General features: G+C 69.3%; 16 protein-coding genes and 1 pseudogene. 13 read left to right on the top strand and 4 right to left on the bottom strand.

What is annotated here, in order from left to right:
* Window positions 1-50: 50 nt before the first annotated feature.
* The 3 genes from ACIQTP_RS26305 (at window position 51) to ACIQTP_RS26295 (ending at window position 2,197) form a co-directional block, all read left to right on the top strand.
* Window positions 51-380 (top strand): NIPSNAP family protein, encoded by a 330-nt coding sequence (locus tag ACIQTP_RS26305; protein ID WP_403403821.1) that lies wholly within the window; start codon window positions 51-53, stop codon window positions 378-380.
* Window positions 381-670: 290 nt separating this feature from the next.
* Entirely contained in the window at window positions 671-1,423 is a 753-nt protein-coding gene (locus ACIQTP_RS26300; RefSeq protein ID WP_402046467.1) for a TetR/AcrR family transcriptional regulator, read from the top strand.
* Window positions 1,424-1,474: 51 nt separating this feature from the next.
* Window positions 1,475-2,197, top strand: coding sequence for an alpha/beta fold hydrolase (locus ACIQTP_RS26295; protein WP_403403818.1), 723 nt, complete (start codon window positions 1,475-1,477; stop codon window positions 2,195-2,197).
* A gap of 112 nt (window positions 2,198-2,309) precedes the next feature.
* On the opposite strand, the gene ACIQTP_RS26290 is transcribed toward ACIQTP_RS26295, so the two are convergent.
* Window positions 2,310-2,966: a TetR/AcrR family transcriptional regulator gene (locus ACIQTP_RS26290; RefSeq protein ID WP_403403815.1), complete on the bottom strand. Its 657-nt coding sequence runs from the start codon at window positions 2,964-2,966 to the stop codon at window positions 2,310-2,312.
* A gap of 394 nt (window positions 2,967-3,360) precedes the next feature.
* Here ACIQTP_RS26290 and ACIQTP_RS26285 point away from each other — a divergent pair, with 394 nt between their 5' ends.
* Both ACIQTP_RS26285 and ACIQTP_RS26280 read left to right on the top strand, forming a co-directional pair.
* Complete coding sequence (locus tag ACIQTP_RS26285; RefSeq protein WP_403403812.1) at window positions 3,361-6,582, top strand: cytochrome P450; 3,222 nt, start codon at window positions 3,361-3,363, stop codon at window positions 6,580-6,582.
* Between the two features lie 131 nt (window positions 6,583-6,713).
* Window positions 6,714-7,760 (top strand): zinc-binding dehydrogenase, encoded by a 1,047-nt coding sequence (locus ACIQTP_RS26280; RefSeq protein ID WP_403403809.1) that lies wholly within the window; start codon window positions 6,714-6,716, stop codon window positions 7,758-7,760.
* Window positions 7,761-7,926: 166 nt separating this feature from the next.
* On the opposite strand, the gene ACIQTP_RS26275 is transcribed toward ACIQTP_RS26280, so the two are convergent.
* Window positions 7,927-10,098 (bottom strand): SpoIIE family protein phosphatase, encoded by a 2,172-nt coding sequence (locus tag ACIQTP_RS26275; RefSeq protein WP_403403806.1) that lies wholly within the window; start codon window positions 10,096-10,098, stop codon window positions 7,927-7,929.
* 57 nt (window positions 10,099-10,155) lie between these two features.
* A complete protein-coding gene (locus tag ACIQTP_RS26270) occupies window positions 10,156-10,791 on the bottom strand; it encodes a TetR/AcrR family transcriptional regulator (RefSeq protein ID WP_402046448.1) in 636 nt (211 codons plus the stop codon).
* Window positions 10,792-10,928: 137 nt separating this feature from the next.
* Between ACIQTP_RS26270 and ACIQTP_RS26265 the strand changes: the two genes are divergently transcribed.
* The 8 genes and pseudogenes from ACIQTP_RS26265 (at window position 10,929) to ACIQTP_RS26230 (ending at window position 19,627) form a co-directional block, all read left to right on the top strand.
* Entirely contained in the window at window positions 10,929-12,074 is a 1,146-nt protein-coding gene (locus ACIQTP_RS26265; RefSeq protein WP_403403803.1) for a VOC family protein, read from the top strand.
* Complete coding sequence (locus ACIQTP_RS26260) at window positions 12,071-13,009, top strand: fumarylacetoacetate hydrolase family protein (RefSeq protein ID WP_403403800.1); 939 nt, start codon at window positions 12,071-12,073, stop codon at window positions 13,007-13,009. Before ACIQTP_RS26265 ends, ACIQTP_RS26260 begins: the two co-directional genes overlap by 4 nt.
* Window positions 13,006-14,628, top strand: coding sequence for a bifunctional 3-(3-hydroxy-phenyl)propionate/3-hydroxycinnamic acid hydroxylase (locus ACIQTP_RS26255; protein WP_403403798.1), 1,623 nt, complete (start codon window positions 13,006-13,008; stop codon window positions 14,626-14,628). The genes ACIQTP_RS26260 and ACIQTP_RS26255 overlap by 4 nt, the downstream gene beginning before the upstream one ends.
* Before the next feature lie 16 nt (window positions 14,629-14,644).
* Window positions 14,645-16,663 carry an acetoacetate--CoA ligase gene (locus tag ACIQTP_RS26250; RefSeq protein ID WP_403403795.1) on the top strand — a complete coding sequence of 673 codons (2,019 nt, stop codon included), beginning with the start codon at window positions 14,645-14,647 and terminating at the stop codon, window positions 16,661-16,663.
* Window positions 16,664-16,811: 148 nt separating this feature from the next.
* On the top strand, window positions 16,812-17,429 hold the full coding sequence (locus ACIQTP_RS26245) for a malonic semialdehyde reductase (RefSeq protein ID WP_403403792.1): 618 nt from the start codon (window positions 16,812-16,814) through the stop codon (window positions 17,427-17,429).
* 94 nt (window positions 17,430-17,523) lie between these two features.
* Window positions 17,524-17,805, top strand: a pseudogene (locus ACIQTP_RS26240) (GTP cyclohydrolase); the annotation flags it as partial.
* Window positions 17,806-18,404: 599 nt separating this feature from the next.
* The gene (locus ACIQTP_RS26235) at window positions 18,405-18,827 is read left to right on the top strand and encodes an SsgA family sporulation/cell division regulator (RefSeq protein ID WP_403403789.1); all 423 of its coding nucleotides are present in this window, start codon (window positions 18,405-18,407) and stop codon (window positions 18,825-18,827) included.
* A gap of 95 nt (window positions 18,828-18,922) precedes the next feature.
* A complete protein-coding gene (locus tag ACIQTP_RS26230; RefSeq protein ID WP_403403786.1) occupies window positions 18,923-19,627 on the top strand; it encodes a hypothetical protein in 705 nt (234 codons plus the stop codon).
* 960 nt (window positions 19,628-20,587) lie between these two features.
* On the opposite strand, the gene ACIQTP_RS26225 is transcribed toward ACIQTP_RS26230, so the two are convergent.
* Window positions 20,588-21,001 carry an SRPBCC family protein gene (locus tag ACIQTP_RS26225; RefSeq protein ID WP_403403783.1) on the bottom strand — a complete coding sequence of 138 codons (414 nt, stop codon included), beginning with the start codon at window positions 20,999-21,001 and terminating at the stop codon, window positions 20,588-20,590.
* Between the last annotated feature and the right edge of the window lie 251 nt (window positions 21,002-21,252).

Below are 21,252 nucleotides of genomic sequence, written 5' to 3'. Positions count from 1 at the left end.
TGCCGCTGGGGACCTTTGTCCCAGCGGCAGAAGAGAAGGAAAGAGTATTCATGTCCCAGTACCAGCTTCGTGTCTACACGCTGCGCGGCCCTGAGGCGCTCGTCGCTTACGAGAACATCTGGGCCAAGCACATTCCCGGTATGGCCAAGCACAGGATCGCCACACATGGTGTCTGGACGGTGCCTTCGGCCGCCGGGAGTGAGGCGCCCCAGCTGTACGCCCTCGTTTCCTACCGCGACGCCGACGACGTTCAGGAGCGGCTGGAGGCGTACCTCTCCAGCCCCGAATTCCGTGCGGACATGGAGGGCTTCGACATCAGTCAGATCGTCGGCGTCGCCGAGTCCGTGCTGACACCCACCGCCGACTCGCCTTTGCGGTGACGGATACCGAGCCCATCGAAGTCTGCGGCTCTCGCGTCCTGGGAGAGGCCTTCCCGGATGGGTTGGGTGCCTCCTCGTGCGCCGCAGCCTCGGCCCGCCCGACCACGGACCGCAGGCGACCTCAAGGGACGGGAATCACGGCCCGTCCCGCCCGTTCGGGTGCCCGTACATCGGGCCGCAGGAGTGACCGCCACCACGGCCGGCGAGCCCCCCTCGCCGGCCTACGGCTTGATAACATACACCGTATGGAAAGAGCGAAGCGTACCCCCAGAGGTACTCGGAAGAGGGATGTGCCTCTGACCGAGGCAGGGATCTGCGCCTCCGCCCTGCGGCTCATCGACGCCGACGGGGTCGAGGCGCTCACCATGCGCAAACTCGCAGCCGCGCTGGACGCGAACCCCATGTCGCTGTACCACCACGTGCCGAACAAGGAGGCATTGGTGCGTGGCGTGGCGAGCATGGTCGGCGCCCGGTTCCGCACCGTGACACTGGAGGACGCCCCCTGGCAGGAGCGCATGCGCCTGCTTGCCACGGATTTCCGGGCGTTGGCACACCGCCATCCCAACCTCATGGCCTACTCGTTCAGCCAGCCGGACTTCATCCAGCCCGAAGATCCCTTCTGGGTCGCGCTCACCGCCGTGCTGGACGCCGCAGGGGTTCCGCAGTCGGATATCCCGCAGCTCGCCGCCCTCGTGTGCGCCGTCGTCATCGGCGTGTTGATCGCCGAGCTCAACGGCGCGCTCCACCGGTGGTCGAACCTCCAGCCCGCCACGCCCGCCTCCGGCGAGGGCGGCCCGACGAACGAGGGTTTTGGCGAGGACCGGATGTTCCGCCTGGTGCTGGACACGATCATCAGCGGCATGGAAAGCCGGCTCACGGCCGATCCCGCCGGTGGACGCGACGGCCGGCCCCCGCAGAGCTCCCCGCGCGCCTCCGGACGTATCCCCCGTCAACTCCGACCACCGGCCGCACGCTGCGAAGGAGAGCCCCCGGAGAATCCCGTCTCGGACCTGGCGGCCGGTTTCGACCTGAAAGAGCAGTGAGGACCAAAGCCAAGACATGCTGTTTTTCTTCAGTGACAAGGGAGTTCAGTCATGCCCGCCATTCTGGTCCACGGCGTCCCCGACACCCACCGTGTGTGGGACGGCGTGCGCCGACACCTGATCCGGAGCGACGTCGAGGCCTGGGATCTGCCCGGCTTCGGCACGCCCCGGCCGCGCGGCTTCGGCTCCACCAAAGAGGAGTACGCCGATTGGCTCATCGAACGGCTGGAGCGGGTGGGCGAGCCGGTGGACCTGGTCGGCCATGACTGGGGCTGCGTCCTCACCGCGCGTGTCGCTTCCCTGCGGCCCGACCTCGTTCGTACGTGGGCCGGCAGTAGCGCTCCGGTCAGTGCCGACTACGTCTGGCATCCGCTGGCCAAGATCTGGCAGGACCCGGTCGAGGGCGACCGGTTCATGGACGAACTCCACCCGGCGTCCTTCGCCAAGGATCTGATGGAGCACTTCGATGTCCCGGCCGAGGTGGCCGGGGACATGGTTCTGCGCGTGGACGGGACCATGAGGGACAGCATCCTCAAGCTGTACCGTTCCGCCGAGACGGTGGGTGCGCAGTGGGAGCCGGAACTGGCGAACGTGTCCGCGCCGTGCCTGGTCTTCTGGGGCACGCTCGACCCCGCCTGTCCGGTCGAGTTCGCCGGAAAGCTCGGCGGAGCCGTGCGGGCGTCGCGGGTCGTCGAGCTGGACTGCAACCACTGGACGGCAGTACAGAAGCCGGCCGAGGTCGCTGCGGCCTTGGAGGCGCACTGGACTGCGTAGCGAAGTGGCCGCCCTCGGGTTCGCCCACTGGGGCCGGCCTCGGTGCCGCTGACACCGAGGGGCGAGCCGCTGCCGGACCGCTCACCGCTCCACCGGAGCCGTCCGGCTTCCGTCACACCCTCTCGCGGGCTCGTGCGACATGGTTCTCCACTCCGGCGACCGCGGCGTCCAGCGTGGAGTCGAACATGGTGTCGATCACGTCTTTGGAGGGCGGGGCCGCTTCTCCCTCGTCGGGGCCCGACGGTGCCGGCGGCAGAGTGGTCCACCGCTGCAGCGCCCCGTTCAGTTCGCTGAGCAGCAAACCTGTGAACACACCGACCAGGGTCGCGGCGACGCGCGGAATCTCCTCCTCGGGCAGTTCCGCGGTGGCCAGGATGTCGACCAGTGCCTGCCAGAAGGGGTCCTCCGGCTGCACGTAGTCGGGGCGCGTGAAGGAATACCCCATCAGTTTCGGGTGACGGTGCGACAGTTCACGGAAGTCCCGAGCCAGTTCACGCAGTCGGTCCTGCCAGGGGATGTCTCCCCGGTCCTCCGCGCTGAACTGCGAACCGACCCGGCGGGCCACGCCGCGCAGCACGGCGTCCTTGTTCGGCACGTGGTGGTACAGCGACATGGGGTTCGCATCGAGCGCGGTCGCGAGTTTGCGCATGGTGAGCGCCTCGACCCCGTCGGCGTCGATGAGCTGCAACGCCATGGCGTGGATGCCGTCCTTGGTGAGCGGTACGTCCCTCTTTCTCGTGCCCCGAGAGGGCTTCCGTTCAGTCGCCATACGGTGTACGGTACCAGGCTTCGCCGACGCGGGGGGCAGTGGCACCGTTTTCAGCTCCCCGCCCCTCCAGCCGCGCGGACAGTCCCGGACTGGGTGGCCACGGCGCCCTGACGCACCCGCCTTGCCCGATCTCGCGGACTGACGCCGGGCGAGCGAGCGCGACATAGAGGCGCCGCCGCGGGCGCCTGAACCTGACGCGACCCGGCTGCGCGAGCGACGCCGCCCCTGGGGGGCGGACATTTCTGATTCTCGGCCCCAGGCCCGCCGATTGAAGTTCCATACGTCGTATGGTATCACTGAAGCCATACGGCGTATGGAAATCGGGTGCTGCCGTACCGGCGCCCCGCGACGCCGAATGGCGCCCTGCCCGCCTTTCCCCTTGAAGGAGCCAGTCATGACCACACAGCCCGAGACCGACCTGCGGCCCATCCGGTCTCCGCGGGGGGTCCCGCTCTTCGGCCACACGCCGCAGATCCCCAGCACCAACCCGGTGGAGTACTTCGGCAGGCTGTCCAAGCAGTTCCCCGAGGGGCTCTACGGCATGGAGATCGCCGGCATCGAGCAGGTCTTCGTCTGGGACCCGGACCTGGTGGCCGAGGTCTGTGACGAGACGCGGTTCTTCAAGCAGATCGACAAGACGCCGCTGGCCCATGTCCGGGACTACGCGGGAGCCGCCCTGTTCACGGCCCACCAGCACGAAGAGGAATGGGGCATGGCGCACCGAGTCCTCCTCCCGGCCTTCAGCCAGCGGGCGATGAAGGGCTACTTCGGGCAGATGCTGGAGATCGCCCAGAACCTGGTGGGCAAGTGGGAGCGCAAGGAGGGCCGGCCGGTCAACATCACCGACGACTACACCCGGCTGACCCTGGACACCATCGCCCTGACGGGGTTCGGTTACCGGTTCGACTCCTTCGCCAAGGAGGATCTGCACCCCTTCCTCAACGCGCTGCTGCAGGCGCTGGTCGAATCGCTGCGGCGCTCGCAGGAGCTGCCGATGATGACCAAGATGCGCAAGGCCGATGACAGGAAGTACCGCGAGAACATCCGGCTGATGCGGGACCTGGTCGAGAACGTGATCAAGGAGCGCCGTGACGGGAAGGGCACCGGTGAGGATGACCTGCTGGGCCTGATGCTGGAGGCCACCGACCCGGAGACCGGCAAGGGGCTGGAGGACGACAACGTCCGTGACCAGGTGCTGACGTTCCTGATCGCCGGTCACGAGACCACCAGCGGTCTGCTGTCGTTCGCCACGTACTCGCTGATGCGCAACCCGCACATCCTGGCCCAGGCCTACGCCGAGGTGGACCGGCTGCTGCCGGGCGACACGGTCCCGGACTACGACACGATCATGCCGATGGATGTGATCCCGCGGATCCTGGAGGAGACCCTGCGCCTGTGGGCTCCCATCCCGATGATCGGCAAGTCCCCGCTGGAGGACACCATCATCGGCGGCTGCTACGGGCTGAAGAAGGGAGCACGGGTCAACATCCTTGAAGGTCCGCTGCACACCCACCCCAAGGCGTGGGAGCGGCCGGAGGAGTTCGACATCAACCGGTGGCTGCCGGAGAACCGGGTCAACCACCACCCGCACGCCTACAAGCCGTTCGGCAACGGCGTGCGTGCCTGCATCGGCCGGCAGTTCGCGCTCACCGAGGCCCGTCTTGCCCTCGCGCTGGTGCTGCAGAAGTTCAAGTTCGCCGACCCCGACGACTACAAGATGGACGTCAAGGAGGCGCTGACGCGCAAGCCCGGCGGCTTCGAACTGACCGTGCGGGCCCGTCAGGAGCACGAGCGGACCGTGTTCGGCGCAGTGGACCTGCAGACCGACGACACGCGGGCGCAGGCCGCGGTCAGCGGTGTCGGGGTGAACCTGACCGTCGCCTACGGCTCCAGCCTGGGCTCGTGCGAGGACCTGGCGCGCACCATCGCCGACCGCGGTGAGCGCTCCGGATTCGGCACCACCCTGGTCGGCCTGGACGAGCTGGGTGACAACCTGCCCACCGAGGGCCTGCTCGTCGTCGTGGCCTCCAGCTACAACGGCAAGGCTCCGGACAACGCGCAGCGTTTCGACGACCTGCTCGCCGCCGGACTCCCGGAGGGCTCGCTGTCCAACGTGCGGTTCGCGCTGCTGGGTGCCGGCAACACCCAGTGGGTGGCCACCTACCAGGGCTTCCCCAAGCGGATCGAGGCGGGCCTGCTGGCCGCCGGCGCCACCCGCGTCATCGAGCGCGGCATCGCGGACGCCGCCGGTGACTTCGACGGCATGGCCACCCGCTGGATGGACACCCTCTGGACCACCCTGGCCGAGGAGTACGCCGCCGACACCTCCGAAACCACCGGGCCGCGCTTCGAGGTGCAGCTGCTCACCGAAGCTGACGTGCGCCCCGCGATCGTCTCCGAGCAGGCCTACCCCCTCACGGTCGTGGCCAACGAGGAACTGGTCAGCGACGCGACCGGGCTGTGGGACTTCAGCATCGAGCCGCCGCGCCCGGCCGCGAAGTCGATCACCATCGAACTCCCCGACGGTGTCACCTACGACACCGGCAACCACCTGGCCGTCTTCGCCAAGAACGAGCCGCAGCTGGTCGCCCGAGTCCTCGCGCGACTCGGCGTCGACCGCGACCAGGTCCTGCGTCTGGACCAGCCCGCCGGCGGCCGTACGCACCTCCCGGTGGGCACTCCCGTCACAGCGGGCCTGCTGTTCACCGAGTTCGTGGAGCTGCAGGACGTGGCCACCCGCTCGCAGATACAGACGCTGGCCAAGCACACCGACTGCCCGTGGACCCGGCCGCAGCTGGAGGCCTACACGGCCGACACCGCCGAGGCCGAGGAGCGGTACCAGACCGAGGTCCTGGGCAAGCGCGTCTCCGTGCTCAACCTGCTGGAGCGCTTCCCGGCGGTCGAACTGCCGCTGGGGGTCTTCCTGGAGATGACGGGCCCGATCCGTCCGCGGTTCTACTCCATCTCCTCCGCCCCGCTGGCCAATCCCCGGCACGTGCGGCTGACCGTCGGTCTGCTGGAAGGGCCGGCCCTGTCCGGCGACGGCCGGTACCGCGGCACCTGCTCCTCCTACATCGCGGGCCTCAATCCCGGGGACGTCTTCTACGGCTACGTGCGCGTGCCCTCCCCGACCTTCGCCCCGCCGATCGATCCCGCCACGCCGCTGATCCTCATCGGCCCCGGCACCGGCATCGCCCCGCTCCGCGGCTTCCTGGAGGAGCGTGCCCACCAGCATGCGAACGGCACCCAGGTAGGTCTGTCCCAGGTCTTCGTCGGCTGCCGCCACCCGGAGCACGACTACTTCTACCGGCAGGAGATGCAGGACTGGGAGCAGACCGGGATCGCCCAGGTGCACACCGCCTTCTCCGCGGTGACCGGACACCCGGCCCGGTTCGTCCAGGACGCCATCGCGGGCACCGCCGACATCGTGTGGCAGGCCATCCAGGACGGCGCGTACATCTACGTCTGCGGCGACGGTCGTCGCATGGCACCCGCCGTGCGCGAGGCGCTCGCCGCCATCTACCGCAAGCACACCGGCAGCGACGACGAGGCCGCCCAGCAGTGGCTCGTCCAGCTCGAAGCCGACGAGCGCTACCAGCAGGACGTCTTCGCCTGACCCTCAGACGCCGGGAGGGTGCGGCGGTCCTGACACCCCGCACCCCTCCCGGCCACCACCCACCCGCGAGGCACCACACGGCACCCGTCGGCCCGAACCGCCGGAGTGCCGCTCACAGAAAGCAGAGCACCATGGACACCATGCTCGCCGGACGCTTCCACCTGGACAGCAAGAAGTTCGCCGTGGAAGAGGTCCCCGTCCCCGTGCCCGGCCCGGGCGAGGTCCTCATCGAGGTCAAGGCCGCAGGCGTCTGTCTCTCGGACGTCCACCTCCTCGACGGCTCCCTCGTCCCGTTGTTCGCCACCTCCGACACGGTCACCGTGGGCCACGAGATGGCCGGTGTGATCCACGCTCTCGGCCCCGACCTCAAGCGCGGCCTGACCGTCGGTACCCGCGTCACCCTGGAGGCCGGCAAGACCTGCGGCCAGTGCGCCGGCTGCGTACGTCGCCGCCCCTGCACCCAGATGCTCACCGCCGGTATCGATTACGACGGCGGCTGGGCCCAGTACACCGTCGCCCGCGAGGACACCCTCATCCCCATCCCCGACAACCTTCCCTTCGACCAGGCCGCGATCATCCCCGACGCGGTCTCCACCCCCTACGCCGCCGTCGTCGCCACCGCGGGGGTGCGCCCCGCACAGTCCGTCGGAATCTGGGGTGTGGGCGGTGTCGGCGCCCACAACGTCCGCGTCGCCCGCCTGGCGGGCGCAGCGCCGATCATCGCCGTCGACCCGCTGCCCGGAGCTCGGGAGCGTGCCCTGGCCTTCGGTGCGGATTTCGCCCTGGACCCGGCCGCCTCCGACTTCGCCGACCAGGTCCGCGCGGCCACCGGCGGACGAGGCCTCGACTTCGCCTTCGACTGCGCCGGCGTGCCGGCGGTCCGTGAGCAGGCAGCCACCGTGCTCGGCCTGAACGGAGTGCTCATCCTGGTCGGTATCAGCCCCAGGCCGATCACCATCAGCGAGGGCCTGACCTTCAACTATCTGGGCAAGCAGGTGCGCGGCCACTACGGCGGCACTCCCGAGTCCGTCACCGAGCTGGTCCGGCTGGCCGAGGTCGGTCGTCTCGACCTGGCCCCGTCCATCACCGACCACATCCCGCTCGCCGAGGCCGCCGACGCGGTCAACCGGCTGGAGAACAAGATCGGCGACCCGATCCGCCTCATCCTCGTCCCCTGACAACTGAACAGAAAGTAGATCAAGACCACCCCGGGCAGGGGTGAGTGGGCGCCGGTGCTAGAGGGAGTACCGGCGCCCACTGTTTCCTGGTGTCCGAGTCTGGCGCACACGGACTCCTGGGCAGGTGAAGCCGGGCAGGGCGAGGCCTGCGATGTCGAGATGGTGCTCATACGACTCCGGGAACACCCTCCACGTCCAGCGCTGCCGCGTCCGAGAAGAGCTCCGGCGCGCCCAGGGCGCACTCCGCCCAGACCGTCTTGCCGTGCCGGGCGTGACGTGTGCCCCAGTGCTCGGTGACTTGGGAGACCAGAAGCAGGCCGCGGCCGCCCTCGTCGTAGCCCCGGGCGCGGCGCTGGTGCGGGGTGGTGCTGCTGTCGTCGGAGACCTCGCAGAGGAGGGTGCGGTCGTGGATGAGACGCAGCTGGATGGGGGGTCGGCCGTAGCGGATGGCGTTGGTGACGAGTTCGCTGACGACCAGTTCGGTGGTGAAGTCGAGTTCATCGAGCCCCCAGGTGGTCAGCTGCTGGGAGACGTTCGCCCTGGCTCGCGAGACGGCGGCGGGGTCGGCCTCCACGTCCCAGCTGGCGACCTGGCGGCTCCCGAGGGCGTGGGTGCGGGCCAGGAGCAGGGCGACGTCGTCGTCCGGGCGAGCCGGCAGCAGGGTTTCGAGGACGGTGTCGCAGGCGGATTCCAGGGAGGGAGCGGGCTGGGCGAGGGCCTGGCGGAGCAGGGTGAGGCCCGTCTCGATGTCGTGGTCGCGGGCTTCGATCAGGCCGTCGGTGTAGAGGGCGAGGAGGCTGCCTTCGGGCAGGTCGATCTCTGCCGCTTCGAACGGCAGACCGCCCAGGCCGAGCGGCGGGCCCGCTGGCAGGTCGAGAATGTCGACGGTGCCGTTCCCGTTCACCACGGCAGGCAGCACGTGGCCCGCGCGGGCGAGGACGCACCGGCTGGAGACGGGATCGTAGACGGCATACAGGCAGGTGGCGCCGATGTCCCCCGCGGATTCGGCGTCCGTCTGGGCAGAGACTTCGGCGGACAGGCGGATGACGACGTCGTCCAGGTGGGTGAGGAGCTCGTCGGGCGGCAGGTCGATGTCGGCCAGGGTGCGAACGGCGGTCCGCAGGCGGCCCATGGTGGCGGCGGCGTGGATGCCGTGGCCGACCACGTCGCCCACCACGAGTGCGACCCGGGCACCGGAGAGCGGGATGACGTCGTACCAGTCGCCGCCCACGCCGAGCTGGGCGGCGGCCGGCAGGTAGCGGCAGGCGACCTCCACGGCGGACTGCACGGGTGTACTGCGCGGGAGCAGACTGCGCTGGAGGGTGAGAGCGGTGGCGCGCACATGCGTGTACCGGCGGGCGTTGTCGATGGCCACCGCCGCCCTGGCCGCGATCTCCTGGGCCAGGAGCAGGTCCTCGTCCCCGTACGCGTCGGGCTTGTGGTGACGGAAGAACTGAGCCACACCCAGGGTGGTGCCGCGGGCGCACAGCGGTACCACCAGCATGGACGCGAACGCGCCGAGGCGATGCCGTGAGGGCCGGCCGGTCACCAGGGCGCGAGCCGGTGGTGCTCCGTCCGTATACCTGTGTAGCTGCTGCGGTGGAACCGGCGGCTCCCCGTAGATCGCTTCCAGGCAGTCCGTCTCCGGGTGACCGGCGGTCACCGACTGCTGGGCGACCCGGCGGACCACGGGTGTGTCCGTCGCTGGGGGCTCGTCGCCGGAAGACGTCTCGAGGAGGTCGACGGTGACGGCGTCGGCGAAGCGCTCGGTGGCCAGGTCCGCCAACTCCTGGGCGGTGCGGGCGATGTCCAGGGTCGTCCCGACGCGTACGCTCGCCTCGTTCACCACTGACAGCCGCCACTGCACCTGGCGATCCCGCTCGTCCTGGAAGGCCAGGACGCCCGTCTCCGATGTGCGGTCCATGTACTCGGTCGCCAGTGTGATCAGCTTGCGTGTCGCCGCGCTGACCGGTTCGGCATCGCTGGTGAGCCGTGACAGCTCTTCGAGCAGCCGGTCGAGGACAAGGCCCTGCGCGAGCCGGAAGGCGCGCAGCATCGATGTGACCGGCTTCCCGCGCTGGGCCAGCCGACGCGCGCGCTCCGCGTCGGCGGCCGGCGGATCGATCCGCCTTGGCTCGATTCCGCGCTCGATGCCGAAAAGCAGGGCGACGACGTGCTCGGCGACGTTCTCCGCCGTCATCTGTGCGATGTCCGGTTCATCCCACAGGTCGGGGACCTCGCGCCGCAGGCATCGCTTCACGTCGTGGATCAGGTCGTCCGCTCGCGGGCTGAGTTCATGCGCGGCACGGGACAGGAGACTGTCCGCGGTGAAGTCCACACCCACGACGTTACGCCGCCCTGGTGGACGGCGAGGCCTCGGCCGGCCTCCTCTGGCTCAGCCGTGTCCGGGCAGCGGCCGCCGGGTCACCTGGTGGGCGTCGTCCGGAGGGACGCCGAGCATGCGCAGGACCATCTCGGCCAGGTCGGAGGCGGCCTCGTCCCCGTCGAGATCGGGGCGGGCCAGCCGCAGTGCCACGAGGGACATCAGAGTGCCGCCCAAGGCGGACAGGGCGGTTGTCGCGTTGCGGCAGGTGAAGCGGCCCGAGGCGATGCCGTTCTCCAGGTCGCGCAGGGCTCGCGGGGCGAGTCCGCGGTCGGAGTGGATGTAGGCCAGACCGCGGTCACGCAGGATCCGCATGAGTTCGGGGTGGGAGTCGGCCATGCGGGCGGTGAGCCGGAAGCCCGCGGCGACGAGTTCGGCCGGGTCGTCGATCCCTTGTACGCGCTCGTCTATGACCTGCCCGAACTCGTCCAGGGCGTCTGTCACCGCGGCGTCGAACAGCTCCGTCTTCGACTCGAAGTGGTTGTAGAAGGAGCCGAATCCGACGTCCGCGCGCTCGGCGATGGCCTGGATGCTGGCGCTGGTGTCGCCGGTCTCCGCGAGGATCTGCCGGGCCGCGCGGACGAGCGCCTGGCGGGTCTCGGCTCGGCGTCGCTCGAAGCGGTTCTTGGGCGGGGCTGACGTCGGCATACGGCGAGTGTAACAACCGCCGCGATGAGTCTGCCATTACTGATGAGACTATCAATTATTTGGGTCCACCCTATTGACGATGGGTTACGCCAAAGTTGATGATTTCCTCATTACAGCAGTGTTGCTTGGAGGACACCATGTCCCACACCCCCGTTAACAGGGCCGATCCCAAGACGCCCCACCAAGACCTCCACAGTGAGCAGGGCGCCCTGCGCGGAGAGCACCCAGGACGTTCCCGGAATCCCGTGATCAAGGTGGCGGATCTGGCCTGGCTCGAGTTCGAGAAGCCGGACCTGCACCGGGCCGAGGTCTTCGCGCGTGACTTCGGGTTCGCGATCGCCGCCCGCACCGAGGGTGAGCTGTGGCTGCGCGGCACCTTCGCGGGCTCACCCTGCATGGTCATCCGGCGGGGGCGTGCGTCCCGGTTCATCGGGCCGGCGTTCCGCGCGGCCGAGCGGGCCGACCTGGACCGGCTGGCCCGCGCCACCGGCAGTACCGTCCGGGACATCGGCGTACCGGGCGGTGGGCAGTCGGTCGCCCTGCTCGATCCCTCGGGCCTGCCGGTCCGGGTCGTGCACTGCGCCGAGCAGCTGCCCGCGCTGGCCGAGCAGGAGCCGCTGCTCCTCAACTTCGGCACCGATCACCGTCGTACGAACGCCACCCAGCGCCCGCCCCGTGAGCCGTCCCGTATCCAGCGGCTGGGCCATGTGGTGCTGGAAACCCGTGTGTTCGCCCGCACCCTGGACTGGTACCTGGACACCCTCGGGATGATCGTGTCCGACTTCCTGTTCCTGGACGGGCAGCGCGGGCGCGGGCCGACGATGACGTTCATCCGGTGCGACCAAGGGAGCGTGGCCGTCGATCACCACACGCTGGCCCTGCACCTGGGGCCCGGTACCGGCTACGTCCACTCCGCCTACCAGGTCACCGACCTCGACGCGATCGGCGCCGGTGGGGAGTACCTGGCCGAGCGCGGTTACCAGCGCAGCTGGGGCATCGGCCGGCACATCCAGGGCAGCCAGCTGTTCGACTACTGGCGCGACCCCGACCACTTCATGCTGGAGCACTTCGCCGACGGCGACCTCTTCTCCTGCGACCTGGAGCCCGGCTGGGCACCGATGTCCGCGAGTGGCCTGGCCCAGTGGGGTCCGCCGGTCACCCGCGACTTCCTGGGCGCCACCCCTTCCCCCGCCAAGCTGCGCGAGGTCATGACGGCCCTGCGCGGCGACAACGAACTCGACCCCGCACGCCTGCTGGGCCTGATGAAAGCGATGAGCTCATGAGCACCAACGTTCTCCGTACTCCCGACGGCTGGTGGGTCGTCCGGGACGAACGCGCCGTCCACGTCGAGACCAAGGCCGTCACCACCGCCGAACTGCTCGCCGACCGGGACGCGGTCCGCGAAGCCGCCACCTCCGACGAGCCGGGGACACCTGTCGCCGACCTGGTGGCGCTGCCTCCGGTCACCACCCCGTGCCGGGTGGTCGCCCAGATGGTCAACTACCGCAGCCACGCCAAGGATTCGGGCTTCACCGGCGACATCCCGCCCACCTTCTTCCGCAAGGCGTCCGGCTCGGTCAGCGGCCCTCATGCCCCGGTCATCCGCCCCGCGCACGTGAAGTTCCTCGACTACGAGGTGGAACTCGGCCTCGTCATGGGCGCGACCCTGCCCGTGGGCACCGTCGTCGAGGAGCAGGACCTGCCGCACTACGTCGCCGGCCTTGTCCTGACCAACGACGTCAGCGCCCGCGACGTCCAGCTGACCAAGACCCAGTTCTACGAGAGCAAGTCCTATCCGACCTTCACACCGACGGGTCCGTACCTGGCCCTGCTGGAGCCCGAGGACTTCACCCATCTGCTGAACCTGCGGCTGCGGCTGTCGGTCAACGGCGTGTCACGCCAGGACCGCACGCTGGCGGACATGATCGTACGCCCCGCACAGGCGCTCACCCTGCTCGCCCGCTTCCAGACCCTCACCCCGGGCGACCTGCTGCTGACCGGCACTCCCGGCGGCACCGCCTTGAAGGCCCCGCCCAAAGCGGCCGAGAAGATCGCCGCGCTGCTGCCGCCCGCACTGAAGTGGAAGGCGTTCTTCAAGGGCCAGGCCAAAAACCCCAAGTACCTGCGCAACGGTGACCTCATCACCGCCACGATCGCCACCCCCGACGGACGGATCGACCTCGGCGAGCAGCGGACCCCCATTACGGACGCACCATGAAGGCCACTGCCCGTAGACCGGTGGTGATCATCGGTGCGGGACCCGTCGGGGTCACGGCCGCTCTGCTGCTCGCCCGGCACGGAGTGCGCAGCTTGGTCCTCGAACGTCACCGGGACATCTACCCCCTGCCGCGCGCCGTCGTCGTGGACGACGAGATCCGCCGGATCCTGCAGAGCGCCGGTGTCCACGAGGAGTTCGCCTCCCTCGCCCGCCCGGCGCCCGGACTGCGTCTGCTGGACGCCGGGCGCCGCGTGATCGCCGAATTCCCGCGGTCCATGCACGGACACCACGGCTTCCCCCAGACCAGCATGTTCGACCAGCCCGACCTGGAACGCCTGCTGCGTGACGCCTTGGCGCGCCGACCCGAGTGCGAGCTGTGGAGCGGAGTGGAGGTCGTGTCCGTCACCCAGTCCGTCGCACGGGACACCGACGGACCGAACGATCCGACGGGTCCGGTCCGGGTCACCCTTCGGCGCGACGGCAGCGACGAGGACGAGCACCTGTGGGCCGATGCCGTCCTCGGCTGCGACGGTGCGGGCAGTCTCACCCGTGACGCCATCGGCGCCGAATGGGAGGACCTGCACTTCGAGGAGAGCTGGCGGGTCATCGACGTGCGCACCGGCCGCCCTGTGCGCACCTGGGAAGGCGCCGAGCAGATCTGCTCCCCCACCCAGCCGGCCACCTTCATGCGCGTCGGCGAGGACCGCTACCGCTGGGAGTTCAGGCTGGCCGACGATCAGCACCTGGACGGCCCGGACGGATGGGAGCGCCTGCGCGAGCTGGTCGCCCCCTGGGTGGACCTGCCACCCTACGCCTCGCCGGGCAACGACTTCGAGGTGATCCGGCAGGCGCAGTACACCTTCCGGGCCCGCCTCGCCGACCGGTGGCGCAAGGGGCGTGTCTTCCTGCTGGGCGACGCCGCCCACCTCACCCCGCCCTTCGTCGGGCAGGGGCTGTGCGCGGGCCTGCGCGACGCCCAGAACCTCACCTGGAAGATCGCCCGGGTGCTCCAACGGGGCGCACACGAGGGGCTGCTGGACACCTACGAACGCGAGCGCAAGCCGCACGCCCGCCATGTGATCCGCGTGGCGGTCGCCGTCGGCTGGGCCATGACCGGCGGTCAGGACCGCGGTGCGGCGTTCCGCCGGGCCGTCGTGGGCGCGGCCTGTCGCGTCCCCGGTGTGACCGCGGCGGTGAGCCGTGACCTCAGCCCCGCCCTGACCGCCGGTCCACTCGTACGGCGCCGCCCCAGGCTGACCGGCCCCGTGCTGGCCGGCACCTTCGGCCCGCAGCCCTGGGTACGGCACGACGGCAGGCGAGTGCGCCTCGATGACGTCCTCGGGGACTCCTTCGCCGTTCTGACCGCTGTGCCGCCCACGACGCAGATGACGGCCGTGGCCACGGCGCTCGGCGCCCTGACGATCCGTGTCGACGACCTGGGCGACGACGGCACCCTGGCCGGCTGGCTGGCCCGCGGCCGTGCCGACGCCGTCCTGCTGCGCCCCGACCGCGTCGTGATGGACACCGTCCCGGCCGGCACCGGCGACTTCACGGACACCGTCGCCTGGGCCCCCCTGCTGCACACGGCCCGCCATACCGCCGACGCCCGGCCCGCCTGACCAGGAGCTCCACACCATGACCATCCCGCACCCTGAGCCGTATACGGGACCCTTCTTCACTCCCGACCCGAAGTCGGCCGCCCACAGTCGCATCGCGGACTTCGCCCGATGGGCGGCCCGGCACCGGGGCGCCGATGGGATCCAGGACCCTACGGACTACCGAGCCCTGTACCAGTGGTCAGTGACCGACCTCGAAGGGTTCTGGGCCGCGGTGTGGGAGTACTTCGACGTCGACGCGACGACTGAGTACGAGCGGGTGCTGGCCGAGGAGACCATGCCCGGCGCCCGCTGGTTCCCCGGGGCCACGCTCAACTACGCCCATCACGCGCTGCGCAACCTGCAGCCCGATGCTCCCGCGATCACCGCCCTGGACGAGACCGGAGCCGGCTATGAGATCACGGGCCGGGAGCTGCGCGCCCGGGTCGCCTCCGTCGCTGCCAGCCTGCGCGACCTGGGCGTCGGACAGGGCGACCGGGTGGTGGGCTATCTGCCCAACACCCCCCACGCCGTCATCGCCTTCCTCGCCACCGCAAGCCTGGGCGCGGTGTGGTCGGTGTGCGGCCAGGACTACGCACCCAAGGCCGCCGCCGACCGCTTCGCCCAGCTCGAACCCACGGTGCTCATCACGGCTGACGGCTACCTCTTCAACGGCGCCACCCACGACCGCCGCGCCGCCTCGCTCGAACTCGCCACGGCCCTGCCGACGTTGAAGGCCACGGTGCTCGTGGACCACGTGGGCCTTGCGTGGCCCGAGGGCGGGGACTCGGGGCTGAGGGTTCCCTGGGAGGACGCGGTCAGCCGTGTCGAGTACCTCACCATCACCCCGGTGCCGTTCGACCACCCCCTGTGGGTCGTCTTCTCCTCCGGCACCACCGGACTGCCCAAGGGCATCGTCCACGGGCACGGCGGGGTCCTGCTCGAACACCTCAAGACCCTCGGCCTGCACACCGATCTGGGCACCGGGGACCGCCTGCTGTGGTACACCACCACCCACTGGATGATGTGGAACCTGGTCGTCTCCACCCTGCTGACCGGTGCCACCACCTGCACCTACGACGGCAGCCCGGTACCGCAGGCGCGTCCGGACGTCCTGTGGGAGCTGGCGGCCCGTCACAGAGTCACCGTCTTCGGCACCAGTCCTCAGTACCTGCTGACCATGGCCAAGCTGGGCATCGAACCCTCCGTGCACGACCTGTCGGCCATCCGAGTCGTCGGCTGCACCGGCTCCGCTCTGCCCGCCTCCGCCTACCCCTGGGTCCGCGACCACGTGGGCGCCGACGTCCAGCTGGCCTCCACCAGCGGCGGCACGGACATCGTCTCCGGCTTCGCCGGCAGCGCCTCCACGACCCCCGTCTGGGCGGGCGAGCTGTCCGCCCCCAGCCTCGGAGTGGCGCTGGGCGCCTACGACACGACGGGCACCCCTGTCCTCGACCAGGTCGGCGAACTGGTCGTCACCCGGCCCATGCCGTCCATGCCGCTGTACTTCTGGAACGACCCCGACGGCAGCCGCTACCGCGACGCCTACTTCGGCGCCTACCCCGGTGTGTGGCGGCACGGCGACTGGATCACACTCACCTCGCGCGGCTCGGTGATCGTCCACGGCCGCTCCGACGCCACCCTCAACCGCAACGGGGTGCGCCTGGGCAGTGCCGACATCCACGACGTCGTCGAACGCCTCCCCGAGATCACCGAGGCTCTCGTCATCGGCGCGGAGGAGCCCGACGGCCGCTACTGGATGCCGCTCTTCGTGGTACTCGCCGACGGGGTCTCCCTGGACGACTCCCTGCGCGTCCGGATCCGCGACGCGATCAGCACCGGCGCCTCACCCCGCCACGTCCCCGACGAGATCCTCGCCGTGCGGGCCCTCCCGCACACGAAGACCGGCAAGAAGCTCGAGGTTCCCGTCAAGCGCCTGCTCCAGGGTGCCCCCGCCGAGCAGGTCCTGAACCCCGAGGCGGTCGACAATCCCGATCTGATCGCCTACTTCGCCCGCCTGGGCGCGGAGCGGAACAAGCGGTCAGCACACGACACATGACGTCGGCCAGGGAACCACGGGCCCACGTGACAGCACTGGGACCTTGTGCCCTACCCGGCTCCGTAAACCCCGTCCCCACGGGGTGGTGCCGGGGCGGTCAACCCGCCCCGGCACCACACACAACCGAAGTAAGAGAGAAATGATGAGCATGACCGACCGCGAACCGCAGGCCCTCGATGTCCTCGACGACGCCGGACGAAAGGTGCTGTTCACCGAGGCCCGCACCGCGAACACCTTCGCCAAGGTGGCCGTTGCCGACGACGAACTGGCCATGATCTGGGAACTCGCCCGCTGGTCGCCGAGCGCCGCCAACGGCCAGCCTCTGCGCGTGCTCTTCGTGCGCAGCCGCGAGGGCAAGGAGCGACTCGTCCGGCACCTCGACGAGGGCAACAGGGCCAAGACGCTCAGTGCGCCGGCCGTGGCGGTCCTGGCGTACGACCTCGACTTCCACGAGCAGATGCCGACCGTCTTCCCGGCCCGCGGAGACTTGCTGCGAGCGGCGTTCGCCGACCAGACCGGCGCGCGCGAGAGCATCGCGGCCTACAACTCGGCACTGCAGACCGGGGTCTTCCTTCTCGCGGTCCGCGCGGCGGGGCTCGCGGCCGGTCCCATGGCGGGCTTCGACAAGGCCGGCGTGGACGAGGAGTTCTTCGCCGGTACCAGCTGGCGCTCGCATCTGGTGGTCAACATCGGTCACCCCGGTGCCGACCCGTGGTTCCCGCGGCTGCCCCGCGTGCCCGTCGAGGACGCCGTCGCCTATGCCTGAGTGCACTGCCGCCGCCTGGTAGGTGAGAGGCGCCATGCCGTGGGCGCCGGTGCTCTTCCGAGTACCGGCGCCCATTTTTCAGGGTGGTGTGTACCAGGGCCTCGACACCTACGAGGCCAACGCGGCCCTCGGCCTCCCGGAGAACGCCCGTGACTACACCGCCGCCGCGCAGATGCTCGCCGCTCTCGGCATCTCTGAGCTGGACCTGCTGTCCAACAATCCGGACAAGGCGGCCCAGTTGCGCGCCCAGAGACTCACGGTGACCCAGCACGTTCCCACGGGCGTCTTCACCACGGCTCGCGACGTCCGCTACCTCCGTGCCAAGGTGGTCCGCACTCAGCACACACTGCTACTGGCGGAACTGCCGGCGGGCTGACGGCCGTTGCCCATCGGATCATGGCTCAGCCTGGCGTCGCCGCGATGCCGTGTGTGACCAGGCGGACGGGCCCCGCCGCCGAGCAGGAAGACGCGTCCCCGGCGCCGGCGACCGCGATGCGAACCCGGAAGCTGTACTCGGAAAAGTTGTGGGTTCTCGTTGTCTCCCAGTCGGAGCTCCCAGCGGTGGCGACAGCTTCTGCCGCAGGTCGAGCAGATGAGTGAAGACCGATCAGGGGCGATGTTCGCAATGGACAAGTTCTCGACCTGTAGTTGACCAGGTGATGTGCCGGGGTATTTCGTGACGCCGCTCTCGGGCAGTGCGCAGGTCTCGGTCGGGCGATCCGGTTCGCCAGGCGGAGCGTCGTCCGGCGGGACGCCCGGGTTCCGGCGCCGGGGCGCCGTCATCACGAGGGACAGGAGGAGTCTCTCCCTGCTGATAGCACTCTTCGACTTTCCATACGGCGTATGGTATTACTGAACAGGCGTTCCGTACGTCGTATGGAACCTCGGGGTGTCACCGCACAGGCCTCTTGGATTCCGGCGGCATCCCTTCCGATCATCCACTCCGGATGACTTGAGGCGCCAGGAGTAAGACCAATGAAGTCGTTGAAAACCGTGGTTCGGGGGCTACCTGTCCAGCTTGTCGTCTCTCATGAGCTGTCCTTTTCCGCCAGCGTGATGCTGCAGTACGAGCCCAGCGATCCCTATGCTGTCCGCGCCGCATTCACCGTTGTCGGCAGCGACGAGACGGCGGAATGGATCATTGGGCGAGACCTTCTGGCCGATGGTCTGGAGGGTCCCACCGGCGAGGGGGACATACGCCTGTGGCCCGCCGAGGAGCATGACGTCTCCGACTTGTACATCCTTCTCAATCCGCCGGCTGGTACGGCCTTGCTCAAAGCCCCGGCGCAGGAAATCAAGGCGTTCCTGCAGGACGCGGAGGCGGTGGTGCCCAGGGGGGCCGAGCCTGGGCGCATCGACTTGGACGCTTTGCTGGCGCACCTCATCGCCGAACGGTGAAGGAACCCAGCCGCTCCGCACCGGGAGGCTGGGCCGCTCAAAGGCCCCGCCTCACCGAGTTAGCGCGCCCACCCTGAGGCTGGCACACTAAATCTGTGCTTCCGCTGATGGCCGCTGCAGTTCAGGATGCGTTTCCATCGATTCCTGGCGCCGGCGCTGTGTCGGTTTGCGCGTTGATCTTTACCGTCGCATCCTTCTGGTGGATCAACGCCAGGCGAGGGCACCTGAAGTCCTGGGAGCCTCATTCCTTTGCCGCGATCGCCCACGGCTCCATGGCTCGCCTGAGGCTTCCGCTCGTCCTTCACAACACCGGCGCCAAGCCGATAGTCGTGCAGGATCTCAGGTTGGCCTTCCCTGATGAGCCCGCCTCCCATCTGCCATTCCTGTGGATCTCTTCACCGTCCCGTCTCCAACCTGGGCCGGAGGAGGAGCCGAACTTGCCAGCCGTATTCGCCGTGGCCGGCAGAGAAGCGCAGCAACTCTTCATCGAGTTCGAGGCACCGTTTTCCGGATTCGTTCCGGAGCCTCGTAATTACAAGGTCCAGATTCAGGTGAGGGTCGGCCACCGCAAGGGGTGGCGCACCCTTCTGACGTTCACCTTGAGGGCCGCCAACATCATTGATTGCGACCGGTACACCGTCTACAGCAACGCACCTCTTGAACTGACGAAAGAGGACAGGCGGAAGGCGGACGCCGCGCTCCAGGAGCTGCTGGACGAGCACGAGGACTTCTCCGCTCCGGGCGAGAGGAAGCAGCGGGACTCTTCGAATGAAGAGGGCGACACCGGCACGAATATCTAGAGCGGGACGGTCCCGGGCTTCGCCGTTGCGCATGTGTCGGAGTCCCGCCCGCTGCTGTCGGAGCCGGTCAGACTACGGCCGAGAAGGAGATGCTGCTGCGGCCGGTGGCGGTAGATCGTGGCTCGGGCGTCACCGGAGCGTTCGGCGAACGTGGCGTGGGTGACCGCCCCGGGGCCGCGCCCAGGGGCTCGGTCGCGGCCTCCCCGCCGTGACGGGGGTCCACCACCTTGGCCTGGCTCAGCCGACGCCTGCTTCCTTGCCTCTGAGGCGGCGCGGGGCCCCGACGACATCACTCGGTATGTGTGAGACAGCGTGACTCACAGACCGTCTCCGATACATGACGTCTCGCAAGCTGGGGTCTTCCTCCCGCCGGGATACGGCCAGCTACTACCCACCGCGTGGCGACTCGGCGGCGTGGGCGGCTGTCACCTAACCCGCTCAACGTCCTGGTCAGTGCTGCCCACAAGCAGTGGACACAGTTCGAGGACTTCCCCCAGTTCATGGACGGCGTCGATCGCATCGAGCAGCGCACCGACACCGTCGCCCCCTGGAAGGCGAAGATCGGCGACGCCGAACGTGGTTCGACGCGGAGGTCGCCGAGCAGAACGCCAACGAGCGAGTCGCGAGGTTCCGCGCTCGCGAGAGCACGACAGCCGTACATCCGTCCGCCCGGGCTTCCTCCACCGTGCGGTGCAGTTCGCGCGCGCCCTCGATGGTCGATGGCCGGTCCGGCGAGGTCAGCACCGGCTACTCCGCGTAGCGCCCGTCGAACTAGACGACGAACTCGCCACCTCGTCGTCGCTGATCAACGGCCCTGGGCCCCGTACCAGGCCGCTGACAACCCGATCTCGACGTCGGCCGCACGCCATCGCTGCCACGGGAACTTGGCCGGCAGCGACTCTTCCGGAGCACGCTCTCGAGCCGCCGCGCCGACGGGTCGTCCCCCGTGCTGAAACGGAGTCAGCGTTCCGCGTCTTCCGCCGCCTGCTTAATGCCGCGCAGAGCCTCGTCGAGCCCGTGGTCGACCTGCTCGCCTTCCGCGTGCTCGGTATGCAGCTCCACAGTAAGGCGGGAGCTGCCGGCGCCCTCACTTTCGTCCACGTGCAGCCGGCCCCGGTAGTCGTGCGGTCCCGGCGCGCCCCACTCCAGGCTTTTGCCGTCCCTCACTACGTGGATCCACGCCTCGCTGGTCACGTCCCGTTCCGACGCATCAGGGGGGTTGATGTGGGCGGTGACGGTGACCCTGTCGCCGTCGTGAGGGCGCGCGGACGTCAGCCGCGGCATGTACGACGGCAGATGCTGCACGTCGGACAGGTAGGCAAAGAGCCGGTCCGGCGACACCTGCACAATGATGCTCTCTCTGTAGTCACCCATAGCCCACCGAGTCCCCGAAGCGCTTGGTGACCAAACGGAACAACGCAGGGATCGGCCGTTTTGTGCAGAAGTCATCCATGGCGCGCCTGTGCACGCCGCACGGAAGCCGGACAGGACCGGCAGAGCGCCGTCGGCGCCGACATGCGCGACACCAGCCGGCACAACCGCGCCCCCCCGTTCACGTTCTGCGCCGCCAAGACGATCCGTCGATGACGAGTCCCTCACATGCGCACCACCACGCACGGGCGTAC

Origin of the sequence: Streptomyces sp. NPDC090798 (genome assembly GCF_044768965.1) — a bacterium.
In the GTDB taxonomy this organism is placed as follows: Bacteria; Actinomycetota; Actinomycetes; order Streptomycetales; family Streptomycetaceae; genus Streptomyces.
This window is presented reverse-complemented; position numbering and strand designations above follow the sequence as displayed.

What these genes read in the sequence shown, in the direction of transcription:
- ACIQTP_RS26250 (WP_403403795.1), top strand. Translation starts at nt 14,645, where the DNA reads ATGACCATCCCGCACCCTGAGCCGTATACGGGACCCTTCTTCACTCCC.
- ACIQTP_RS26265 (WP_403403803.1), top strand. Translation starts at nt 10,929, where the DNA reads ATGTCCCACACCCCCGTTAACAGGGCCGATCCCAAGACGCCCCACCAA.
- ACIQTP_RS26285 (WP_403403812.1), top strand. Translation starts at nt 3,361, where the DNA reads ATGACCACACAGCCCGAGACCGACCTGCGGCCCATCCGGTCTCCGCGG.
- ACIQTP_RS26280 (WP_403403809.1), top strand. Translation starts at nt 6,714, where the DNA reads ATGGACACCATGCTCGCCGGACGCTTCCACCTGGACAGCAAGAAGTTC.
- ACIQTP_RS26255 (WP_403403798.1), top strand. Translation starts at nt 13,006, where the DNA reads ATGAAGGCCACTGCCCGTAGACCGGTGGTGATCATCGGTGCGGGACCC.
- ACIQTP_RS26235 (WP_403403789.1), top strand. Translation starts at nt 18,405, where the DNA reads ATGAAGTCGTTGAAAACCGTGGTTCGGGGGCTACCTGTCCAGCTTGTC.
- ACIQTP_RS26305 (WP_403403821.1), top strand. Translation starts at nt 51, where the DNA reads ATGTCCCAGTACCAGCTTCGTGTCTACACGCTGCGCGGCCCTGAGGCG.
- ACIQTP_RS26260 (WP_403403800.1), top strand. Translation starts at nt 12,071, where the DNA reads ATGAGCACCAACGTTCTCCGTACTCCCGACGGCTGGTGGGTCGTCCGG.
- ACIQTP_RS26270 (WP_402046448.1), bottom strand. Translation starts at nt 10,791, where the DNA reads ATGCCGACGTCAGCCCCGCCCAAGAACCGCTTCGAGCGACGCCGAGCC.
- ACIQTP_RS26290 (WP_403403815.1), bottom strand. Translation starts at nt 2,966, where the DNA reads ATGGCGACTGAACGGAAGCCCTCTCGGGGCACGAGAAAGAGGGACGTA.
- ACIQTP_RS26295 (WP_403403818.1), top strand. Translation starts at nt 1,475, where the DNA reads ATGCCCGCCATTCTGGTCCACGGCGTCCCCGACACCCACCGTGTGTGG.
- ACIQTP_RS26245 (WP_403403792.1), top strand. Translation starts at nt 16,812, where the DNA reads ATGACCGACCGCGAACCGCAGGCCCTCGATGTCCTCGACGACGCCGGA.
- ACIQTP_RS26225 (WP_403403783.1), bottom strand. Translation starts at nt 21,001, where the DNA reads ATGGGTGACTACAGAGAGAGCATCATTGTGCAGGTGTCGCCGGACCGG.